A 19,953-nucleotide genomic window follows, 5' to 3' on the forward strand; every position below is an offset into this window, starting at 1 on the left:
TATAGTCACGTGCATCTCACTACCAGACACTCACAATGAATCAGACACGATACCCAGCATCGGATTCTAAAGACCGAATGTCCCCCAGCTTGGAGCGACTCCTTGAACCTGGAGTTCTAGGCCACTACGAGTGGTTTGAGGTAATTGAAATAGGTTGTTTTGACGGCAAAAATTTTTTGAACGTCTTTTCCATCTATGTGGCTGTTGAGCGCGCACCTTCAGATGAACAAAAACAACCCTTATTCCTAAACGAAAGTGATAGAAGGATCGATGGCATCGCTAACCGCTCCTTTGGAGTTGTCAGGAGATATATTTCTGTTGAGGCATTGCTCCAAGCAGCAACGATGTTCGACACAAATGGGAATTGGCAGTCCCATGACGCTCCCCTCTTACATGGTCAACTCAGGGTTAGCGCGCCTGCCTTTTATGCCGTTGATGGTAGCAATCGGGTTCCGCTGAACCGTGTCCTGAAGAACAATTTTTGGAATGGTTCTTACGTTGTTGAGCTTGCCGATGCTAAGAAAACTAATTTGCAGTTCCTTACAGATAGTCCTAATTTAATCGAGGCACTTGGTGCTTGGGTAAGGAAATTTGCCAAAATAGACTTATCTTTGATTCCTGATAGACTCGGAAACATCGTTATTCAGTTGCCGGTAAATTCGATAGCAACAAGTTTTTCAGGTTCGCAAGAGAATACGATTGGTGTGACCGTTTCTTGGCATCCAGATGTGGCACCTCGTCGTATTAGTGGATCTATCCAACTTATTTTTGATGAGGCCATCGTGGCTTATGGGCAGCAAGAACTAGTTGAAGGGAATAACTCTATAGTGGCAGATACATCAAATAGACCTTTCAGAGGGGTTGTTTGGGATCTGGATAAGAATATTATTCTGGCTGCATACCCGCCCACGACATTTATCAGTTCGACTGGGTCACGCGGTACGGTGTCAAGCGTGGGCGATTCTGTTCGAGTCTTTTATGATATGGATATCAATGGGGATAAGACTCGAAAAGAAATTCCTCTCGTGTCCGTCCAAAGAACTTGGTTCAATGGAGAAAAGCTAACTCGCCCTAACGGTGCTTGGACTGAAAGACGAATCAGTGATACTGAAATAAGAGAGCTGGTAAAGTATAAGCGTTTTGTACAGTACGGGGGCGAAGTCCGTGGTAAAACTGAACATCAGAGATTTTTGGAAGATATTAGAGGGTTGATAAATGTGCACGGTGAGGATGCAGTTTATCTCTGGGACCCATACCTTACAAGTGCAGATATTCTAACGACACTTTTCCATTGCAAGCATGAAAAATCCAAGCTACGAGCAATAACATCCACCAAAATCTGCGAGAGAAAAGACCAGGTAAGATGTAAGGTCTGCAAGAGTTCTGAGGGGATATCATCAAGCACATTAGAAGAGGAAAATACGGAGTCAGATTCGACAACACGGGAACGATGGATGCAAGATCAAATCAAATTACTGTCCGACTCTATCGAGGGAGGAGCTAATATTGATCTAGAGTTTAAAATTAGTTTTGGCCCTAAGGGCTGGTCATTCCATGATCGTTTCCTAATATTCCCCAATGGAAGTGGTAATGGGCCTGAAGTATGGTCGCTAGGCGCATCCGTAAATCATCTCGGTTCTGTTCATGCAATCGTCCAACAGGTCGCTCACCCTCAGCCTGTTGTTGACGCGTTCGACACGTTATGGGAACACTTAGACTCAAATGAGCACTTGATATGGAAGTCAACGTAATGGAAGAGCGTATAGCATTTCTAAAAAATATCGCGACCAGGGCGCGAGGCACTCCTGCCTTAGTACCAAAGGCAGTAATCCAAGCAAATTCTCATGATGATAAAGATCTAGAGAGCTTTCATTTTAACCTTAAGCAAGAATTTCCTTTTATTGCTAATTTTCTACCGCTTTCGGTAGAAGATACTGAAGCGCTATATGGTCTGTTTCAATGGCTGGCTAATCAGCTTATTGAGGGCTCAGCCGAGTCGATTTGCGCGTCGCTACTTCACGTACTTGAGATAGGTTCCGTTCTTGATCTTGGCGATGGCCAGCTTTGGAGGGAACTTGAAAGGGTTGGCTCTCTCCGCCTGGATAGGTTAGAGCAACTGACTCAGCTGATCTTCTCTCAAAAGTTCTCAATAAAGCGGTATCATCGTCACATGGATCATGTGGATGATTTATTTCTGAATGGCTGCATACTCCATGATTGGGAAAGTGTTGATTCAGTACTTCATCACGTTACCGACTTTCTTTATGACGCCCGATTTTCGTGCGCAGTCCGATTGTTAAGTATATTTTCCCCGCTGTCCCTCGAGAGGGTATTGGGCGAATTGAAAGATGTTGCAGTATTAATTGCCGCGATTGAATTTTTAAGTTCCATGAAGGCAACTCAGACGCTTCAAATAGCCGTTAATTCTAATTCTTGGCCTTTGAAATTTTGCGCCCTACGTCTCTCGTTAGATCGGAATAATACCAATGAGAGCAGCGAGCTTGAGGTTTTTTGGGAACAACTCTTGCTCCAAGGATCCAATAATAGTCAAGAGTGGTCAAAGTGGGTAGCAGTATTTAATACTTATCCGTCAAGATATCCTCGACTGCAGAGTGCAATGGGGGCTGCGCTGTGTGGTATGTCGAAAGCAGCGCTTATCCAATATTTTGATGTTATCAGTCTGTCAACTGCTAGCAATAGAAAGGATCTGATGCCTGCCTTAAAAAGGGTACAGCAGTGCAGCGACGAGGTTCAGCGCAATCTTATTTGGACGCTCGCATTTAATCGATGGCAAGCGTGGAATTTCAATATCAGTGATCCAAATAGTTATATTTTTTCTATTCAAGACTCCGCGCTAGATTTTGCAGTTGCCATGTATTATCACGACTGTTTAAGTGACGAGGAGCGAGACAGAGCCGAGAGTAGACTTCGAACTGAATTCGATGAAATTAATAACTTATGGTACGAAACTTTCACTGATTACGTGTCAGCGTTCAATCGGCATCTTTCTCGTTTTCAACCGTTAGGACATGCACAACAGAAAATGTATGCAGGCGACGACTGGATGGACGGCCGGCATTGGTATAGTCCCGGTTGGTGCTCGAAGCATTCGTATTGGGAAATAAGAAACCGCCTGTAGGGGTTCTGCCGCGCCTCCGAAGTTTTTCTTTGGTTCTAGTCAAATATAATTTTATCTATCGATGGGGCGATGTGGAAATAGGGTCGAAAGTGGCTCGCCGTGACCAGTGCCTTTCGACCTAGGCTTTATGAAAATATTTTGATGGATGAATCACCCCGTTTTCTAGATACATCCGACTGACTGATTTTGGCCGTTTTCTGCCTGTCGCGAACGGCTGAAAACGGCCCAGAGTGTGTGAAAACGTTTTAGAGCGAGTTTGAAAGTCAGGAACGCAACGAAAAGCGCGATCCTATGCGAATTTTAGAGCTGTTGACCAACCAAACGCTGGCAGATTTTACGTAGCACCGCAGACTTCAAAACGGTGTCTGCGTTTTTACACAGCCTGGACCCATAGCGGACGCTTGTGTTCACGATAAAAAGGCTTCCACTAAGTTGGGGTCACTGGCAAGGACGCCAAGCGAGCGCCATTACACCAGGCACCACGATCGCTCCCCCAAGGAGTTGAGAAACGACCAATGTTTGGCCGAGCACAAACCATCTCATTAACATTCCGGCAACAGGCTCAACGTTAATTACGGGTGCATGGGTGCGTGATCTTGAGCCTGGACATTGGGCCGAACAAGATCGAAATGACTTAACCGTACAGAGCCACTAGCGATACCAAAGCAAGCAACCCGGCAGTGTTCTCAGGCATGCTTACGACGCGGTGGAGCCGCCCAGAAAAACTTAATAGCGCAGCAATAAAAATACGAGTGCCATTGTGAGTATGAATCGAACAGCCCCAGCTACCTGTTTAGATTTTTGTCGGTCACCCACTAGGGCAGTAGCATCGAAGAGCCAAGTCGATAATGGGATCTGAGCATGCCCTCTTCAGGTCAGCAAGTTGAGCGAGTGGGAAAGTTAAGCGTATTCTATTATCTATATGGTTGCGGGTAGAAGTAGGCATTGCTAGCCATCACACTTAGGAGGGGCAGGGTTGTTGTTGGTTATGACTGACGTCAATATTGCATGATAATTGACTTCAATTTCACGATCTGTTTGGAGTATACGCCATTTTCCACTTATAGGTGTGCCGGGCTCTATGCTCAACTCTCCGTTTCCTGGTGAGATTTTGAAACATATTTCCGGCTTGGCCGCGCCACTGTTATTGGCGTTGTTATCTGCCTCCAACGTCCATTTTGATTTAGGCCCCACTGGGTCGCCTTTTGTGTCCTCATGTATTAAGGTAAGATTGTACTTTTTATTGGGGTCTATTGCCGCTCTATCTGTTATGCAGATATCTAATTTGTCATCTCCAGTCTGAAAAGTGAATAATGCGGTTTGGCGATTGCCACTGGCATCATCATAATCTCTGACTCCGCCCATGCGCGATATAAATTCTCCAACATTGTTTTTGTCTGCAAATGTGCCTGAGCACTCGTAGCGGAGAGTTAATGATAAGACAGTCGGGGTGGAATTCGAACAAGATGACAAGAGAAGCGCTAACACATTAAAAGCTATTATCTTCTTGGCTGTTACATGGCTTAATATGTTCTGCATGGCGGCTCCAATGCTTCGTCGGCCAAAAAATCATTGATAGCATATATGTATAGGTCTGCAGTAATAGCTCTATCGGTTCTGCTTATCATCCAGTTGCCCTTTATAGGGGTAGGATTGATCAAATCAAATTGCCCTCCTGAAACGCTGCCGATGAAACATTGCTCTTTTACTATCCCTTGGCCAGTGTTGGCAACGGTCAGATTCCAATGTTGTTGAGAGTTGATAGGCTGTTGGGATTTGTCTACATGCTTCAGGATCAGAAGGTAGCTTCGACCGGGGCTGAGCCCTGCTGTGTCATGTATGCATACTTTGATGTAATCATCAGGTGAATCGATGACAAATTCATGGGTGAATTGGCTGCCGTGGTACTTGTAATCTCTTTCGCCCGATAGACCAGCAATCAGCTCATTTGAAGACGCTGGATCGTTAAAGGGGGCTGAGCAGCGATACTCGATATTAGTTGGTAGAAATTTCACTGGAGCGCATGCAGTAAGCCCAGTGCCAAAGGCCAACAAGGCTATGTATTTTATAGGCAACATAAAAACACCCCTTATGGCTTCTCAATGATCAAATGGATAGCCGGAGATTTTGCATTTTTTAGATTTGCATCTTTGTCGGCGTTACGAACCACCGAGAATGTGCCATCAGCGAGAACGCACTCTATCATTCCGCTAAATACCACCTCAGGATTCGCTAGATTTTCTTCGATCTTAACCGTTGGGGCATCTTTAACGTCAAACCTATATTCGGCAGTGCTTCCATTCACGGCTGCATAACCTGTGATTTTCTCTGGCAGTCCCACCGTGATCCTATTTATAGTTACACCGTTGACTACTGTTTCTGTTTGTAATGTCGGAATTTTATTGCCAACTTTCTGAGCCCAAATGAATGAAGCCACTTTAGAAGCTCTCGGGTTTTTAGTAAACACCACAGGGTCAAGCTCGCATGATGGAGCTGGTTTTACGTTGATGCCAGCGACGCTGAGGAATTGAAGGAGTGGGATTGTATATTGTTTATCAGCAAAACGATGCGTCCGATCATGAGCACGAACTGCGTCTTGGCTTGAGTTGTCATCCGCAGGTCGTTCTATTCGTAGAACTGGGTATGAATTCCTATCGATTTGGCAAGTCCATATATCTGGATTGCAGCCCTGCTTGTCGTAATCACTATTAACGCATGCGGCGTCAATGCTCATTGGTATAAATATCTTTCCGCTCCCCCCTTTAAAGCTGTAAGTAATTATAAGCTTATTATTTAGCGATTCTGCCGTGGAGGGTCGCAAGTTATAGGTGATAAATACTTGCCGATTGCTTCCATTAATTCTTAATGGAAAGCTTACCGGCTGGCCGCTACTGTCTGTGATCTTTACGATATTAAAGGGGGGCTGCTTACTTCCCCACTCCCATGCGATGTCAGTTTCTTTAATAGATACGGTGTCTTCGCCATTGAATTCATCGTCGTTATATTTGATAGTTAATTGTCCGGTTTTTGATTCGCCGTATGCGATGCTATTGCTGATGGCGTCCGGTATAGCCTTTATTGGCGACGGAGCCGAGTGAGTCCAACTGGCGACAAGACTTAGCACAATTGCGAATGCGCAGCGTACGGCTTTCATAGGTATTCCCCTTCTTCTCGTTTCGAAGACTCAGGAAGAAAACCCAGAAATCTAACGGCTAAGCCTTGGACAATCCTGACGTCCTAAGTATGGCCCAGAGTCTCAAGATTTCAATTGCCGGCTGACTGCTGATGGAGAAGACGCAATCAACATTGCGTACAAGCCTCATAGGCTCTTGGCGGCTGCGACTGAAGCGCTAGTTCCCCAGTTGCGAACAGCAAAAGACGCTTTCAAATTAGCAGGGATAAACACTTTAAAGCACATACATCATAAGCAAAAGCGGTGCTTAGCCCGGAGCAGGAGGCAGGGCTGACCCCTCGATTATTTCATGAGTGGGAGACTGGTGCCGGTGGAGCAGGCGTCAGAATGAGAATGATTGGCAGCTTATGACGCTTTGTATTAGACAAAATTGACTGGGTGGTATCGCTTCCAAGTAGCCAAAAATTCTAGCTAGAACGAATTTGGGGGGCGATTCAAATCGCTTGCGAGACTCTTGCCGTTCCACTGACTGGCCAGTAGCTCGAAAAAGGCAATTTCCGCGCCGTTTAAGATCTGGCCATATCCGAACAAACTTTCCCCTAGAAATATTTCCACGATTGAGCCGATGCTCACTGTCTGTCTGACCACTGTATAGTCATTCCCTACTGTAGATTCGGTCGCTGCACAGATGGCTGTGCTAACGACCCGCTTAAATCGGCTATCACCTCTGGTATCCGAACCTTTGAATTAAGCGGTAGGTCCGTCGGAGAATGGTGAATCGCCCCTGGTTTGATAGGCCCCATTAGGCGGCAGCTTTTGGCCGGTTTCTGTCTGTCCCCAACCGGCCGCTTAGGGTCGATTTTTGCCTGTAGCCACCCTCAGATATGTGGCTAGGGGTTGGCGACTACTTAACATTGAGAGTTGGATGGATTGATGGTGTTAAATCCAGTCCGGGATACGACTAACGCCCCTAATATTTGAGGCTTCAATTGACACGAATCTGTTGGGTGACCCCGCTGTAAGTGAATGCGGCTTAATGCCCTGCGGGCGAAAAGTGAGAGTACCCACTTACATCGATTTGACCGAGACTACTTCCACAAACCTGAATTTTTTTCTGGCCGTCTTAGTAGCTTCTTGTTCTGCAACTAGGGAGCTCAGCGTATCGGCCTCATGCACCATCTCGTGCATCTCGCCTTCAAATTCGTTTCCCACACGGAGCGTAACTCTCAACCTAGGTGTGAAGCCTTTTGAGACTGCCTTTTTCTTCGCTGCCTTCACCGGTTGCACGATCACAACATCCGGGACTGTGTCCTGCACGTCTGAGTTAATTGCCGGCGCAGAGGGCTCAGAATCACCGAATAGCGCCCGGCGCATCTCATCTTCCATCAATTCCGTATTCATACCATTTCTCAGAAGGGTGTTATCTATAACCTGATCGATTCTATCAGGATGCCCGGACTCTGTAGTAAAGCGTCGTTGGGTCTGACCTGAAGTGACAAAGAGCCAGCAGAGCAGATACCGGCGAGGGTCAGCATCTGTCCATCTGCCGCCTATCATGGCGGGCAGCTGTCGGCCAGTCTCAGCCAAAGACGAGATGAGCTAGGCTTCCGGCATCATTCCTCAAGGACGACCGCCATGCCAGATAACTCAGACTGCAAGATCGCCACGGCGGACGCTCTGACATTGCTCCTCCACAACCAGCACGCCTTAAGTGCAGCTATAGAAGAAATAACGAAGTGGCTCTCAGAAAATGGGGTAGGAAGTGTCGCCGCTAATGCGATGTCGGCCATGGAAACGCTGGACACTAATGCTCAAGCCATCACAGATTCCATTTTGAGGATACGCCAGTCATAAATTACTCAGCGCAAGATTGCCCTCTGATTTGAATACCCCACGATTTTGTAGACACAATTGACTGGCGGCTATGGGACGATTCTGTTGAAAAAGTCGGTCTGCCCAAACTGCCTGATCATTGACTGGTGAAAACGCCTTTTTTGCACGCTGCTACGTGAAATCCGATCCCGGATGCCTTTGCCAAAAATAAAGATTTCAATCTCGGACGCGTACTTTTCTGATGCGCAAACCATGGCCGACTTTTTCAACAGAATCGGCCAAAAGAGGTCATTCAAGAAGTACCTTAAATGCCGCTTTTCCTGCGTCGGTCACTTCCACTATCTTATTTTCTGATGGACACAATGGTGGCTCTGCCACCATCTAGCCGAAACGAAAACGACACACGGTCTTCATTCGCATAGAGAACTCAACGTACGGCTGATGTGTGGAGCTACCTCTCCGTGAGAGCTTGCCGAACGAAGTCTCCGAAGCTACCCGACTCCCAGGTGCTGATATCCACGGCCTTGGCTCCAGCTTTAAAATCCTTTGGATTCGCAGTAATAACCAACAGGCCTGCCGACCATTCGCCGTAATCGATGTCGGTCTGATGCTTGAGCAGACCGCTCCCCATTCTCTTCACACCGCTGGTGCCGCCGATTCGGTGCTTGTTCGCGTCTGCATAGGTCTGTCCCTCGATACTGGTCAGGAAGCCCCCTCCCTTGACGCTACCATCAGGCTGTAATTCACCAAAGCCACCTCCACTTGGGGTTGGGTCATCAATATCCTGAAGTTGAAACCAGACTGCAGGCTCAGCTTCCAAGGCTGCCAGTTGCGCTCGCGCGTACTTACCAACTCGCTGAGCGTCTTCACTCGGATGAGTGTCTGCTGGGATCTCAATCATGCCGAAATCGCTGACAGTGAATTGGAGATCTTCCCCACACTCGTCGACTAAGTTGACGCCGCAACTTTCAAGGATGTCCCATGCGCAGTTGTCGATCAATACCGTTTCACGAACCATTTTTGCTGAGCCTTCCTATTGTTGTGCTGATAACTGACATCCGAATAGTGTGAATCCGATCCGCAGTGATGCCGCGAATGGCTGCCTTCAGCTGTGGATTCAACCGTTCGAACTGCCCACCATTTTTTAAGCTACCTTCATCCTCGTAGCAACCAGCCGACGTCGCCAGGAAGCGAACATACTGAAGACGACGAGAAGGCCATATATCGCTTTCCATCGCGGATCACCACAGCTCCCTCACCTTCAGATAAGCTCGTATTTTCTAAATCTGCTCCGGGGGCAACTGATGGGACATCCAATCCTATGACGGAAACAACCCGCTGTGCGCCACTGACTTCTGATTCCGAAATCATATTGGAAACCTATGCATAGTCTTCTTCTTGGAAACGGTATAAATCGCGTAGCATTGCAGAGAGGGTGGAACGAAATACTGCGGGAGTTGGCGACAACTTTTGGTGGCATAGACTTAGTGCCACATATCGAATCTAAACCCCTATCCATGTTTATCGAGGAGCTATGCGCCCGCTCCTCAATGCCATTCCAGAAAGCGGAGCATACGGTAAAGGTTGAGTTCGCTAAGTTACTCAAGCAGATCGAGTCGGTCGAAGCTCACAAGAGGGTCTGCGGTCAATTCAACGTGATCATGACCACGAATTATGACTTCACGATCGAGGAGGCATTTGCGGGGCCACTTCACTCACCTACATTTCTTGCTCCCGAATCGAGATACAGCCTCTTTCGTCGGCACACCGCAGGCAAGAAGGAAATCTGGCATGTTCATGGCGATGTAGCCCGGCCAGGTTCAATGGTGTTGGGCTTCGATCACTACGCTGGATACCTACAAAAAATCCGAAACTATGTGACGGATTCGGTTGAGGTCAAGGGCCACCCCCATGGGCGTGTCGGTAGTCCAGTGAAAAACGGAATTCTCGAATTCACGGATAACCGTAGCGTCTACTCTTGGGTGGATTATTTTTTACGTGACCACATGCACATTGTCGGGCTTGGTTTGGACTTTACGGAGATCGATCTTTGGTGGTTATTGCTGCACAAACGGCGGCGGAGGCACCAAACAGGGCAGGTTTTTTACTACCACGTATCGCTCAATAGGGAGGCAAATGAAACCCCCATCACGTCGCTGCTGCGGTCATTGAATGTAACGGTAGTACCAGTGGTCGCCGGAAACTATCACGACTGTTACCTCAAAGCCGCAGACCTCATAGAAAAGCAGATTGCTTCCTTGCCAGAACTATACCCAACTCCACCACGGCTCGATGAAAGCTTGCACTGTGGGTCGCAAATTTCTAAGTCACCAGTGAAGCAGGGGACGCTTAAGTTTCCGAGGCAGAAGAAGCTGGTTGACTCCTAGAGTGTGCTTTTGGCTGTTTTTGACTATCGCCACCGGCAGCTATGGGTTGATTCTGTTGAAAAAGTCGGTTTTTCCAGACTGGCCCCATGCTGACCGCTGAAAACGCCTTTTTTGCACGTCGCTACGCGAAATCTGACCCCCGACGCCTCTGCTCAAAGTAAAAATTTCAATCTCACGCGCGTACTTTTCTGCCGAAAAAACCATGGCCGACTTTTTCAACAGAATCGGTTGATTTCTGCCCTTCGCGACAGGCAGCAATCGATCTTAAGGCGCCGTGTGAGATGGCCATCCCCTTACACTGTTTTGTTCGGACTGCGAATTTGGCCGGCACAAAACCATCGGGAAATACAGCTTGGCCTGCTTGCCTTTCATCATTGCGGGCAGGCTGATGACTGACAAGGAAGAAGCCAGTAGATGGCTTACGCCCGCATGACCTTGTTCCAGTCGATCTCATGACCGGCGGCTTCAAGCTCACGGCCCAAGGCTTGCTTCCAGCTACTACCTTCCATGGACTCCCACACCACACCGGCGAAATCGCTGGGAATCTCCAGAGTGCCGCGCTTTAGTGCACAGACCTTGTCACGTCCGAGGCGCCCGAGGAAATAGCCCAATTCGAGCAAGACGTTCTGCCGGGCTCGCGGCTCTGGCGTGCCGCCTTTGGCGCAGCCCTCATCGTCCGGGGTTAGCAGCACCACGGCAAAACCCACTTGTCCATGCGCTTCGACCTTCTCCATAACCGTGCGGCCCTGGTTGGCTTGCTCATGCAAAATGATCGGCTCGAAGCCCAACTGCATGAGGAAACGGGCCACTGTTTCCCGAGCACCTTCGTCATGCCCATGCACAACAAACACACGGCGCGAAAAAGCCGTATTGTTTTCCGAAAGGTTTGCGTCAAGCTCCGATTTGGCAATGTGCTCAGCATCCACGAGATCTTCTCTTAGTGTCCGCTGAGCCTCCTTCAGGAGGGCAATCGATCGATCGATACTTTCACGAGCGTACCGTTGGTTATTCGGTCGAACGTCATCTAGTGAGATCGGGAAAGCATGGATCATGGCCGCACTTTGAAGGCGCCGAAACGTAGAGGTGTTTTCACCAAAACACCGTATTAAGGTGTCTTTAATCGCCGCGGCCAGAGCAACCAGGTCAGCAGGTGCACTACTAGAAACCGTCTCTAAATCAAACTGCTCAAGCTCTGTTATGCGCTCGCCCAAGCGGGTGATGCCCCGCTCAATGGCGGCCTTAGATTGTGGTTGTGAAGTAGTAGAAGGAGGTTGAGCGCCTGCCATCGGGTGAATCCTTTCCTATACGTGATAAATGACATTATCACCTATAGGCAAGGATAGCGGAGGCTGTTTGGGTTACCTGTCGCCACCGTCCGCTTTGGGTCCAGGCTGTGTGAAAACGTTTTAGAGTAGGTTTTACGGTCAAAACCAGAACGAAAATCGCGTTCCTACGCAAATTTCAGGTCTGCTGATTAACCAAGCACTGGCAGATTTTACGTAGCAACGCAGACTTCAAAACGGTGCCTGCGTTTTTACACAGCCTGGGTCGTTAGCGCCGGCCAAGCCATAAGGCGGCGATCCGTGATCGCAGGGGCACAAAGCTGGAAAGAATGCGGTGCGAACGGCTTCCCATGGGCAGTGTTTTGTCGTTGTCTTGCGTCTAGTATGCTTCCCAAGTGGTTTGTCATGACCACGGGAGGTAATGATGAAGGTTAAAGAAAAGAGAGAAGTCGAGATCGTCAGCGACGTCCTGTGCGATGTCTGTCTCGATAGTACTCGCGTCGTGGGCAATGGCCTCCAATATGCCTTGTTGCAGGCCCATTGGGGATATGGCTCGGCCCACGATGGTGAGCGCTATGAGATACACCTGTGTGAGCACTGCTTTTTTCAGACAGTCGCCAGCCTTAAGCAAGAACGGCGTACCCAAACGATGTTCAGTGAAAATGACAAGGGTAAACTCACTGACAATTTCGGCATGGTTGCGACGGATGATTTTTTCAACGACGGCGGAAGATCGACAGAGAAACCGTGAACAAGACCAAAGCTCACTGACCGATCAGCACGCTCGCGACTGGCTCCTTTGGCTGGACAGCGACGGTCTAGCATCGACCGTCGCAGCGGGTGGTCAGACTTCCGTCTGTTCTGCCATTTCCAGGGCGTCATCGACCTCGATTCCTAGGTATCTGACGGTGCTTTCAAGCTTCGTATGACCAAGCAGGAGTTGGACAGCTCGAAGGTTCTTCGTCCTGCGATAGATCAGCGATGCCTTGGTTCTCCGTAGCGTGTGAGTACCGTACATGGTTGGGTCAAGGCCAATGGATGTCACCCACGCTTTGACTATTCGAGCGTATTGCCTGGTGGAGAGATGATCTGAGCCGTGCAACCGGGTCGGAAACAAGAAATCCTCACCACGGAGGTGGGCCTGATACATCCAAGCCTCCAGAACCGTTCGGGTTTGCTCAGTGATTTCAAATTGCACAGGGTGCTGAGTTTTCTGCTGCATCACGATGGCCCGTGATGACACATGTTCTCCATGGGCTATATCTCGTACTCGCAGCTTGGTTAAGTCACAGGCACGCAGCTTGCTGTCGATAGCCAAGTTGAAGAGAGCCAGATCCCGTGTCTTCTCCGCGAGCTGGAGTCTGACCCGGATGGCCCAGATATCTCTGACTCGGAGCGGAGCTTTCTGCCCGACAAGCTTTCCCTTGTTCCAAGGCTGGTGGCTGTATGTAGCTATAGTATTCATGGCTTGTCCTCCACGCTGTGGGAGGACAAGGGTGGATCAGTCACAGTGCGTGGTGGTCGCGATCCGACCCAAAGCAGTCGTTCGTTCATGCGGCTGCTGTGCTGAATTTCACCATTAAGGTCTCGCCAAATCACCTTGATGATGGACGATTCAACGGCTATTGCGGCCGGTCGTCGTCGAGGTGAGTGCAAGGCCCAATCCACCATACGGCTTGCTGCAACCTACCGAGGTTCAATCCCCGTTTCGTACAAGACGAGCATTCCCGCTCGTCACATCCTTCGGTTCATCAATTTGAACCGGAGGTTGTATGACAATAAGAAGATCAATGGCAGCGCTTGCCGTGGTCGTGGCGAGTCTGCTGGGTAGCGGCAGGTTATTGGCCGCTGAGCCTTGCGCGCTGTGCGCGGTGACCGAGGGGGGAATGGTCCAGGGGATTCGCGAGGGAGCGGGGCTAGCATTCAAGGGAATCCCCTATGCTGCACCGCCAATGGGTGTCTTGCGTTTCCGCCCGCCGCAACCTGTCGAGAAGTGGCAGGGCACTCTGGAGACAACGCGATTCCGTTCCACTTGCCCGCAGGTCAAGGATCCGCTGGAACGTTACCCTTATGCGCCCAGCGTTCACACCGATGGGGTCTCGGGTGAAACGTTGGAGGTCTATGAGAACGAGGACTGCCTGCACCTGAATGTCTGGACGCCGGCCGTGGATGGCAAAAAGCGTCCGGTAATGGTGTTCATCCCCGGTGGCGCCTTCTTAGTGGGGAATGGATCGTCCGACTTCTATACAGGGCAGCACCTGGCCAGCCGTGATGTGGTGGTCGTGGCCTTGAACTATCGAGTCGGCCTGTTCGGCTTTATGGAGCTGGGCCAGCTCGATCCGAGCTATATGGGCAGTGGTAACAACGGTTTGCGTGACCAGATTGCCGCGCTCGAGTGGGTGAAGCGCAACGCCCAGGCTTTCGGTGGCGACCCCGACAACATCACGGTGTTCGGTGAGTCGGCGGGCAGCATTTCCATCACCGCGCTGTTGGCGACGGCCAATCCTGAAAGCCTGTTCCACCGGGCCATCGCGCAGAGTGGCGGGGTGAACCTGATCCATACCCGTGACTTTGCCTTTTCGGCTGCGGCAATGATCGGCAACTCGGGAAAACTGAAAACGCTGACGCAATTGCTCAAGGCATCTTCGCTGGAGTTGCTGAGCCAACAGACAGCGGCAACGCTCAATGCCGAGCACGGCGACAGCCTGTTCGCGCCGTACCGGGACGGGCAACTGGTCATCGGCAACCCCAACCAGCTCATCCCGGTCGGGCATGCGAAAGGTATCGACCTCATGGTCGGTGCCAACCAGAACGAGATGAACTACTGGAGCCTATATGACAGCAAGCAGCGCAACCCCTTCACGGAGCAGACCGACCTGGGGCCTGCTGCCCCCATCATCCCGGACGAACTACGCAGCCACCTCGACCAGGCTCTAGCGCCTGCAAGCCTGGATGCGCTCTATGCCGAAAGTCTGAAGACGCGGGATCAGTCGTTGATTCGCCAGGCACAAAACGACGATTTTGTGATGATCCAGCCGATGACTCGGCTGGCAGAGATGCAGGCTACTCACAACCCCAATACCTACCTGTACCGATTCCAGTGGAAGGTCCCGCTGGGTTTCTTGGAGTCCGGTCAACCGGACTTGGGGGCAACCCATGCGCTGGAGCTGCCTTTCGTCTTCGGCACCTTGGACCTCGATTGGGTGCCAGGCGGTGGAAAGCTCGGCAACGCCCGGCGTCAGGAAGAGCAACTGCTCGCCAGCCAGATGATGGACGCCTGGACTAACTTTGCGCGCACGGGCAATCCGAACGGTAAAGCGGTGCCGCACTGGCCCCGATACGACTCCAGCTCTCGCCAGACCATGCTCTGGAGCACCACGTCCGGGACCAAAGTCGACCCCGATGCATCCCGTCGCCAAGCTTGGGCGAATTGGCCGTTCGGACTTTTTCCCGACGGGCTCTGACGGCTCTTTCCATCCCAGCCACACCCCGCGGATCGCTCAGTCGGCGGGGCATTTCACCTCACAAAAATAAGAATAGAGGATTGCTGATGAAGGCAGCCAACGCGGTGATTGTTGTTCTCTTGAGTTTGGTCGCTCTGCGCGCTTCGGCGCTTCCCTTGGGAAATGGCTATGACCTGAGCCTGGAGTTGACCGCCATCAACGACTACCGTTCGAAGGGTATCTCGCAAACCCTGGGGGATCCAGCTGCCCAGGCTGGAGTCACCTTGTCCACCCCGGTCGGCTTCTATGCCGGCGCATGGGGTTCGTCCGTCAATTTCGGTGAAGGTACAAAGACGCGGATTGAGCAGGACCTCTATGCGGGCTGGTACGTACCCTTGAGCGACGATCTGTCCGTTGATCTGGGCTACATCAAGTACGTCTATCCCAAGGACAGTCTGTTCAACCAGACTGCCACCTACGCCAGACTCAAATTCCATGATCTGGAGCTGACCGCCGCGTACTCGGACGACCTGCTCGGGAATCAGAGCAATCTCTACAGCTATGTCGCTTACGAACTGCCTCTGAACGAAAAGACCCACCTGAACCTGCGCTACGGGCTGATGGATTACAAAGATGACATCATCCAGTCCAGCAGTGGCAAGGGCAGATCGCGCTACGACGAATGGGAGGTGAGGCTTTACCGCGACTACGCTGGCGTTACCTGGAGCGCAGGTCTGGTGGGTACCGATCTCTCCCGGACCGAGTGTCAATCATTAACGGGCTACGATGATCTTTGCAGTGCGAGTGTACTGATAGGTGTCAGCAAGTCCTTCTGAGTGAATCCCACGCGATGGTTCTGTCGTCACCGGTCTGTCGCTGGGACCCAATAAAATGCTTGGCTTTGCCAATATCATATCGAGCGATTTCCATGCACAGCGAGACACAGTGCGTCTATGTGAGCGAGGGCTGGATGATGTATGCCGGACCGGGCGGCTTCGATCGCTCGGAAATGGTGGCACCCTGCCTGATCCTCAGTCGCCCGGGCACCTGCCTGCGCTGCGAGATGGATGATGGCCGGCTGATCGATTCGGCCGGACTACTGCATGCGAGTGGCCGGTGGAGTTCCGCGGCCGGGGATGGTCTGGTAATCATCTACTTCGATCCGCTCAGCGCAGAAGGGGTGGGTATCCAACGATCACTGGGGGAACAGGTAATGGCGCTGTGGCCAGTTCCCGGAATGCTGCCTTGGAATGATCTGCTCTTCGACAACCTCTGTTCTGGGAATATCCCACGATCCGCGGTGGTCGACTGGATGGAAAGTTGTCAAACGGAGATCAGAGGAATGCTGTCTCCTGTCGGTGTCGATGAACGCTTGCTACGGGTTGCCAGCACCATCGCCAGCGATACAGAAGGGCGTCTAAGCCTGAAGCCATTGAGCCGAATTGCCAATCTTTCTCCCGATCACCTGCGGCAGCTGTTCAAGCAGCAGGCAGGGATGACGTTGTCCAAGTACAAGGCCTGGAGGCAGCTTCACAGCATGGTGTGCTATGTATGCGAGGCGACGGAAGGCTTGTTATCCCAAGGCACCGGGGAGGCCATTCACTTCGCAGGTTTCTACGATGACTCTCATGGGTACAGAGCGTTGAGCCATTATTTCGGGTCGCGCAAATCCCTATCGAGTGTTTCGTTGCACACAGTGAGTTGCTTGGCGAAGAGCGGCCAGTATGACAGCGGTCGATTCAGGAGTTGCGGTTGAGGCGGGCAAGCGGACGCAGCATTTTTGCGTCAACTGAGACGGTCGCATGACTGTCCCCTTTTGGCCGTTCTTTGCCGGTCTTTATTGTGGGAATACTGGTAAATTTCGATGCATTCGGGTGGTTCAGTGACTGAATTTCGTATCTGGGCGCGCAGCTTACGTTGCGCATAGAGCTTTAGGATTAAGTAAAGAATTTTTGTCCTTGCGGGTGTTTTATGTATTTAGAGAAAAGATTCCTTTCCCTTAGAGCTGATATTTAAGTGCAATGCGGAGAAGCAATGCGACGCATCAATCAGCGCGCGATGAGCCGCGTCGTCATTTGGTTTCTCGGTATCACGAGTAGTCGAAGTCGACCCAAAGAGATGGTGGCGACAGGCAGAATCGGCTGTCAATCTCATCTGCTCTGAGCGAATACGTTAAACAGCTCTAGATTGGCTAGGGAAGGTTGGGCTTACGGCGCAAGTGGGAACTCACCTTAAACTATGCAAGGTGAGCTGGACGGGCGGTTACTCCCAAGTTGCGTAGATACGTCTAGTAGGCATCACAATGAGGCCTTGTAGGAGGTGCCATGATCAAGCTGAATCGCTTCGGTGCCCTCCAACCTACAAATTGCTCGCCCGTTCTTGGTTATGACGAAACTGTGACCCTGGGCGACCAGCGCAAAAAGGCGTCGGAGTCGCCGGCGAGCTTGGCTACAGCTGAAGGTTGTAAACATAACTGAGGTACCTTGTGAATGGTGTTCTAGAGCGTAGCGTCATACAGCCCTCACGTGCGGTGCAACGAGTCGCACCTATAATCGAAACCGTTAGACAAACACGCTCCAGCGTCCCCCTAAAGGAAAAGCCGAAAATCAGTACCTGCCCAGTCATTTAGCTGACGCCGCGTAAGCGGGTCTCGATGAAACTTTCGTTTTTCTCTCAACACTCGACTGGCAGTGGTTGGTCGACCATGGCAATACCGACCCGTCGGATTTCCAAGGATGAATCCCCGAAGACCGGTCGCACATTTCGCCCTAGCTGATTGCCAACGCCTTCCATCAGGTTGCACCACCCCACTCAAGGGCCTGAAGAATACGACGAACTTGTTTAGCTCCTATCTCTGTTTCGCAGAGCATGATCGGTGCCGTCCCACCGAGCGCTTTATTCGGCGCCGACATCCACTGTGTGGCTGTCACTTGTGTCTCAAATATCGCCTCGGCCAAGCGACTGAGCGTAGCAATTCTGTCCAAACGCTCGGAGGCGACAGGATCAAGGTTCTTTTGCTCTCGCCGTCGCCTTTCAAGGGTCGAAATTGATGCATTAAGCAGCGTTTCCAAGTGGCGGTCTTGAAGGTCGAAGGCCAAACGAACAACCTGGATGAGGTCAGCGGGAAACCCTACTTTTATTTGGTGCAGCCTCTCAGAATCCATCAGCGACTCTCGATGGGAACTGAATCGCCAAAAGGCAGCGATCGCCACCTCTCGAGAGACGTTTTTCTTTTTTGCCGGACCTCGAGCCACAGTTGAAGTACTCATCAACGCTTCCTCCAATTGCTTGCTCATCAAATGGAATATGAGCTAACGCCCCTCTAAGCCTGACGTGGAATTGAATCTGAAAGCGCAGAATTTTTCTGCAAGCCCCATCAGAAAGTCTCGAGTCTGAATCAGCGCGCGGGGGCGCTCGTTCGGCAGCATCATGCTCTCCGCCTCGCACGCGCGGTGCATGGTCCAGCCGCTCTATGCTGATGACTTCCGACGACGTTTTTTTGCCCGGTAAATCATCTACAGCCTACACCTACCAAGACGGCCCATTGAGTCTATCTCTGGGATCGGCCCGGGCTTTTCGTGAATCCCCCCCTCTCCGCCTCGGCGTACCGAAAATCAAGACCACCGGGCAATAAAACGCACTGAGGTTTGAGAATCTTGTCTTCTCAAACCTTAGAATTCGACCGCGTGCTCGATCAATGGTGGTGCTGTACAGGTGTAATAACATGGCCTGTATCTCGGTACGAAATAGTCGCTTGCGCAGTCATTTCGACTCGGTGGCGTTGTCGCGTCGCCAGTCGCCAAAGGACTCACCGGCGTCCACATAACGCAGGGCGGTATGCACGTCGCGCCAGCCGACATACTCCATCAAGGCTTTCGGGCTCCATTGGTTGCGCGTGGCCCAGGTGGCAAAGCCGCGGCGTAACGAATGACCGCTGTAGCGTTCCCCCGCGATGCCACTGCGGGTCAGGGCCCGGCGTAACACCCGTGACACGCTGTAGGGGTGCAAGGCGGTCGGGGCCAGATGGCCCCAGCGATCGATGCTGCAAAATACCGGTCCCGCCTGCAATTGACTGAGGCTCAACCACTCCTCGTACGCCTGCACCGGACACAGCCGTTTTAACGCCGGCACACTGACCGTGCGGCCCTGATGCTCACGGTCGGATTTGCTGCTGGACAGAAACAGGGTCAAGCCTTCGCCCACCACCAACTGATTGGTCTCAATCCGCAGGCGACACAGATCGTCGCTGCGAAAGGCGCGCCAAAAGCCCAACAACAGCAAGGCCCGATCGCGACAGGCACGCAAACGCAGCGTCAGGTTGGGTGACGCCTCTTCCAGCTGCAGGGCCGCCACGCACTGCTCCAACTCTCGCAATTGCAAGGGTTCGGCCTGACGCACTGGCCGCGGGTGCAAGGCCTGAATGCCGCGCAGCACGTCACGCACTTGTGGGGCTTTGGTCGGGTCGACAAAACCGTGACTCAGGTGCCAACGCGCCAGAGCCGCCAGATGGCCGCGTAAGGTGCTGATGGACAGGGTTTCGCCGTGCTCAGCCAGATACCGCACGATGCTTTCACTGGACGCCGGCAGAAAACCGCCCCACCCCGCTTCGTAATGGGCCAAGGCTTGCTGGTAGCGCCGCGTCGTACTTTCCCGGCGCGCGGCCTGCAGGTAACGCTCTGCCGTCGTCGCCATACGAGTGCCCTCCTTCCAACTGCGGGTGGGTACCCGACTAAAG

19 protein-coding genes are annotated in these 19,953 nt (G+C 51.4%); 9 read left to right on the plus strand and 10 right to left on the minus strand.

Annotation, left to right across the window (positions count from 1 at the left end):
* The first annotated feature begins 77 nt into the window (after positions 1–77).
* Both ACN1C3_RS14260 and ACN1C3_RS14265 read left to right on the plus strand, forming a co-directional pair.
* Positions 78–1,751, plus strand: a complete 1,674-nt coding sequence (locus ACN1C3_RS14260) for a VPA1262 family N-terminal domain-containing protein (RefSeq protein WP_419116448.1) — start codon at positions 78–80, stop codon at positions 1,749–1,751.
* On the plus strand, positions 1,736–3,139 hold the full coding sequence (locus ACN1C3_RS14265) for a hypothetical protein (protein ID WP_419116449.1): 1,404 nt from the start codon (positions 1,736–1,738) through the stop codon (positions 3,137–3,139). The genes ACN1C3_RS14260 and ACN1C3_RS14265 overlap by 16 nt, the downstream gene beginning before the upstream one ends.
* Positions 3,140–4,087: 948 nt before the next feature.
* Here the strand turns inward: ACN1C3_RS14265 and ACN1C3_RS14270 are convergent.
* The 4 genes from ACN1C3_RS14270 to ACN1C3_RS14285 all read right to left on the minus strand — a co-directional run bounded on the left by ACN1C3_RS14270 (position 4,088) and on the right by ACN1C3_RS14285 (position 7,673).
* On the minus strand, positions 4,088–4,678 hold the full coding sequence (locus ACN1C3_RS14270) for a hypothetical protein (RefSeq protein WP_419116450.1): 591 nt from the start codon (positions 4,676–4,678) through the stop codon (positions 4,088–4,090).
* Positions 4,663–5,217 carry a hypothetical protein gene (locus tag ACN1C3_RS14275; RefSeq protein WP_419116451.1) on the minus strand — a complete coding sequence of 185 codons (555 nt, stop codon included), beginning with the start codon at positions 5,215–5,217 and terminating at the stop codon, positions 4,663–4,665. The genes ACN1C3_RS14270 and ACN1C3_RS14275 overlap by 16 nt, the downstream gene beginning before the upstream one ends.
* A gap of 11 nt (positions 5,218–5,228) precedes the next feature.
* Positions 5,229–6,293, minus strand: a complete 1,065-nt coding sequence (locus ACN1C3_RS14280) for a hypothetical protein (RefSeq protein WP_419116452.1) — start codon at positions 6,291–6,293, stop codon at positions 5,229–5,231.
* A 1,047-nt stretch (positions 6,294–7,340) separates the two neighbouring features.
* Positions 7,341–7,673: a hypothetical protein gene (locus ACN1C3_RS14285; RefSeq protein WP_348124443.1), complete on the minus strand. Its 333-nt coding sequence runs from the start codon at positions 7,671–7,673 to the stop codon at positions 7,341–7,343.
* A 234-nt stretch (positions 7,674–7,907) separates the two neighbouring features.
* On the opposite strand from ACN1C3_RS14285, the gene ACN1C3_RS14290 reads away from it, so the two are divergent.
* Positions 7,908–8,126 carry a hypothetical protein gene (locus ACN1C3_RS14290; RefSeq protein ID WP_017736579.1) on the plus strand — a complete coding sequence of 73 codons (219 nt, stop codon included), beginning with the start codon at positions 7,908–7,910 and terminating at the stop codon, positions 8,124–8,126.
* Positions 8,127–8,556: 430 nt separating this feature from the next.
* Here ACN1C3_RS14290 and ACN1C3_RS14295 read toward each other — a convergent pair whose 3' ends face one another.
* Together ACN1C3_RS14295 and ACN1C3_RS14300 are read right to left on the minus strand one after the other, a co-directional pair.
* Positions 8,557–9,123, minus strand: a complete 567-nt coding sequence (locus ACN1C3_RS14295; RefSeq protein ID WP_419116453.1) for a hypothetical protein — start codon at positions 9,121–9,123, stop codon at positions 8,557–8,559.
* On the minus strand, positions 9,113–9,340 hold the full coding sequence (locus tag ACN1C3_RS14300) for a hypothetical protein (protein ID WP_419116454.1): 228 nt from the start codon (positions 9,338–9,340) through the stop codon (positions 9,113–9,115). Before ACN1C3_RS14300 ends, ACN1C3_RS14295 begins: the two co-directional genes overlap by 11 nt.
* Positions 9,341–9,487: 147 nt before the next feature.
* Here ACN1C3_RS14300 and ACN1C3_RS14305 point away from each other — a divergent pair, with 147 nt between their 5' ends.
* Positions 9,488–10,492 carry an SIR2 family protein gene (locus tag ACN1C3_RS14305; protein ID WP_419116455.1) on the plus strand — a complete coding sequence of 335 codons (1,005 nt, stop codon included), beginning with the start codon at positions 9,488–9,490 and terminating at the stop codon, positions 10,490–10,492.
* A 419-nt stretch (positions 10,493–10,911) separates the two neighbouring features.
* Here the strand turns inward: ACN1C3_RS14305 and ACN1C3_RS14310 are convergent, their stop codons facing one another.
* Positions 10,912–11,778 (minus strand): TIR domain-containing protein, encoded by an 867-nt coding sequence (locus ACN1C3_RS14310; RefSeq protein WP_419116456.1) that lies wholly within the window; start codon positions 11,776–11,778, stop codon positions 10,912–10,914.
* A gap of 421 nt (positions 11,779–12,199) precedes the next feature.
* On the opposite strand from ACN1C3_RS14310, the gene ACN1C3_RS14315 reads away from it, so the two are divergent.
* Positions 12,200–12,526 carry a hypothetical protein gene (locus ACN1C3_RS14315; RefSeq protein WP_419116457.1) on the plus strand — a complete coding sequence of 109 codons (327 nt, stop codon included), beginning with the start codon at positions 12,200–12,202 and terminating at the stop codon, positions 12,524–12,526.
* 93 nt (positions 12,527–12,619) lie between these two features.
* Here ACN1C3_RS14315 and ACN1C3_RS14320 read toward each other — a convergent pair whose 3' ends face one another.
* Positions 12,620–13,240 carry a tyrosine-type recombinase/integrase gene (locus tag ACN1C3_RS14320; protein WP_419116458.1) on the minus strand — a complete coding sequence of 207 codons (621 nt, stop codon included), beginning with the start codon at positions 13,238–13,240 and terminating at the stop codon, positions 12,620–12,622.
* A 325-nt stretch (positions 13,241–13,565) separates the two neighbouring features.
* On the opposite strand from ACN1C3_RS14320, the gene ACN1C3_RS14325 reads away from it, so the two are divergent.
* The 4 genes from ACN1C3_RS14325 to ACN1C3_RS14340 all read left to right on the plus strand — a co-directional run bounded on the left by ACN1C3_RS14325 (position 13,566) and on the right by ACN1C3_RS14340 (position 17,695).
* A complete protein-coding gene (locus ACN1C3_RS14325) occupies positions 13,566–15,239 on the plus strand; it encodes a carboxylesterase/lipase family protein (RefSeq protein WP_419116459.1) in 1,674 nt (557 codons plus the stop codon).
* Between the two features lie 86 nt (positions 15,240–15,325).
* Entirely contained in the window at positions 15,326–16,054 is a 729-nt protein-coding gene (locus tag ACN1C3_RS14330; RefSeq protein WP_419116460.1) for a TorF family putative porin, read from the plus strand.
* A gap of 92 nt (positions 16,055–16,146) precedes the next feature.
* Complete coding sequence (locus tag ACN1C3_RS14335) at positions 16,147–16,974, plus strand: helix-turn-helix domain-containing protein (RefSeq protein WP_419116461.1); 828 nt, start codon at positions 16,147–16,149, stop codon at positions 16,972–16,974.
* 568 nt (positions 16,975–17,542) lie between these two features.
* Positions 17,543–17,695, plus strand: coding sequence for a hypothetical protein (locus ACN1C3_RS14340; protein ID WP_419116462.1), 153 nt, complete (start codon positions 17,543–17,545; stop codon positions 17,693–17,695).
* Between the two features lie 315 nt (positions 17,696–18,010).
* On the opposite strand, the gene ACN1C3_RS14345 is transcribed toward ACN1C3_RS14340, so the two are convergent.
* Together ACN1C3_RS14345 and ACN1C3_RS14350 are read right to left on the minus strand one after the other, a co-directional pair.
* Positions 18,011–18,487: an antitoxin Xre/MbcA/ParS toxin-binding domain-containing protein gene (locus ACN1C3_RS14345; protein ID WP_419116463.1), complete on the minus strand. Its 477-nt coding sequence runs from the start codon at positions 18,485–18,487 to the stop codon at positions 18,011–18,013.
* Positions 18,488–18,980: 493 nt separating this feature from the next.
* On the minus strand, positions 18,981–19,910 hold the full coding sequence (locus ACN1C3_RS14350; protein WP_419116464.1) for a site-specific integrase: 930 nt from the start codon (positions 19,908–19,910) through the stop codon (positions 18,981–18,983).
* Between the last annotated feature and the right edge of the window lie 43 nt (positions 19,911–19,953).

Origin of the sequence: Pseudomonas sp. H11T01 (assembly GCF_048515765.1) — a bacterium.
Taxonomy (GTDB): domain Bacteria; phylum Pseudomonadota; class Gammaproteobacteria; order Pseudomonadales; family Pseudomonadaceae; genus Aquipseudomonas.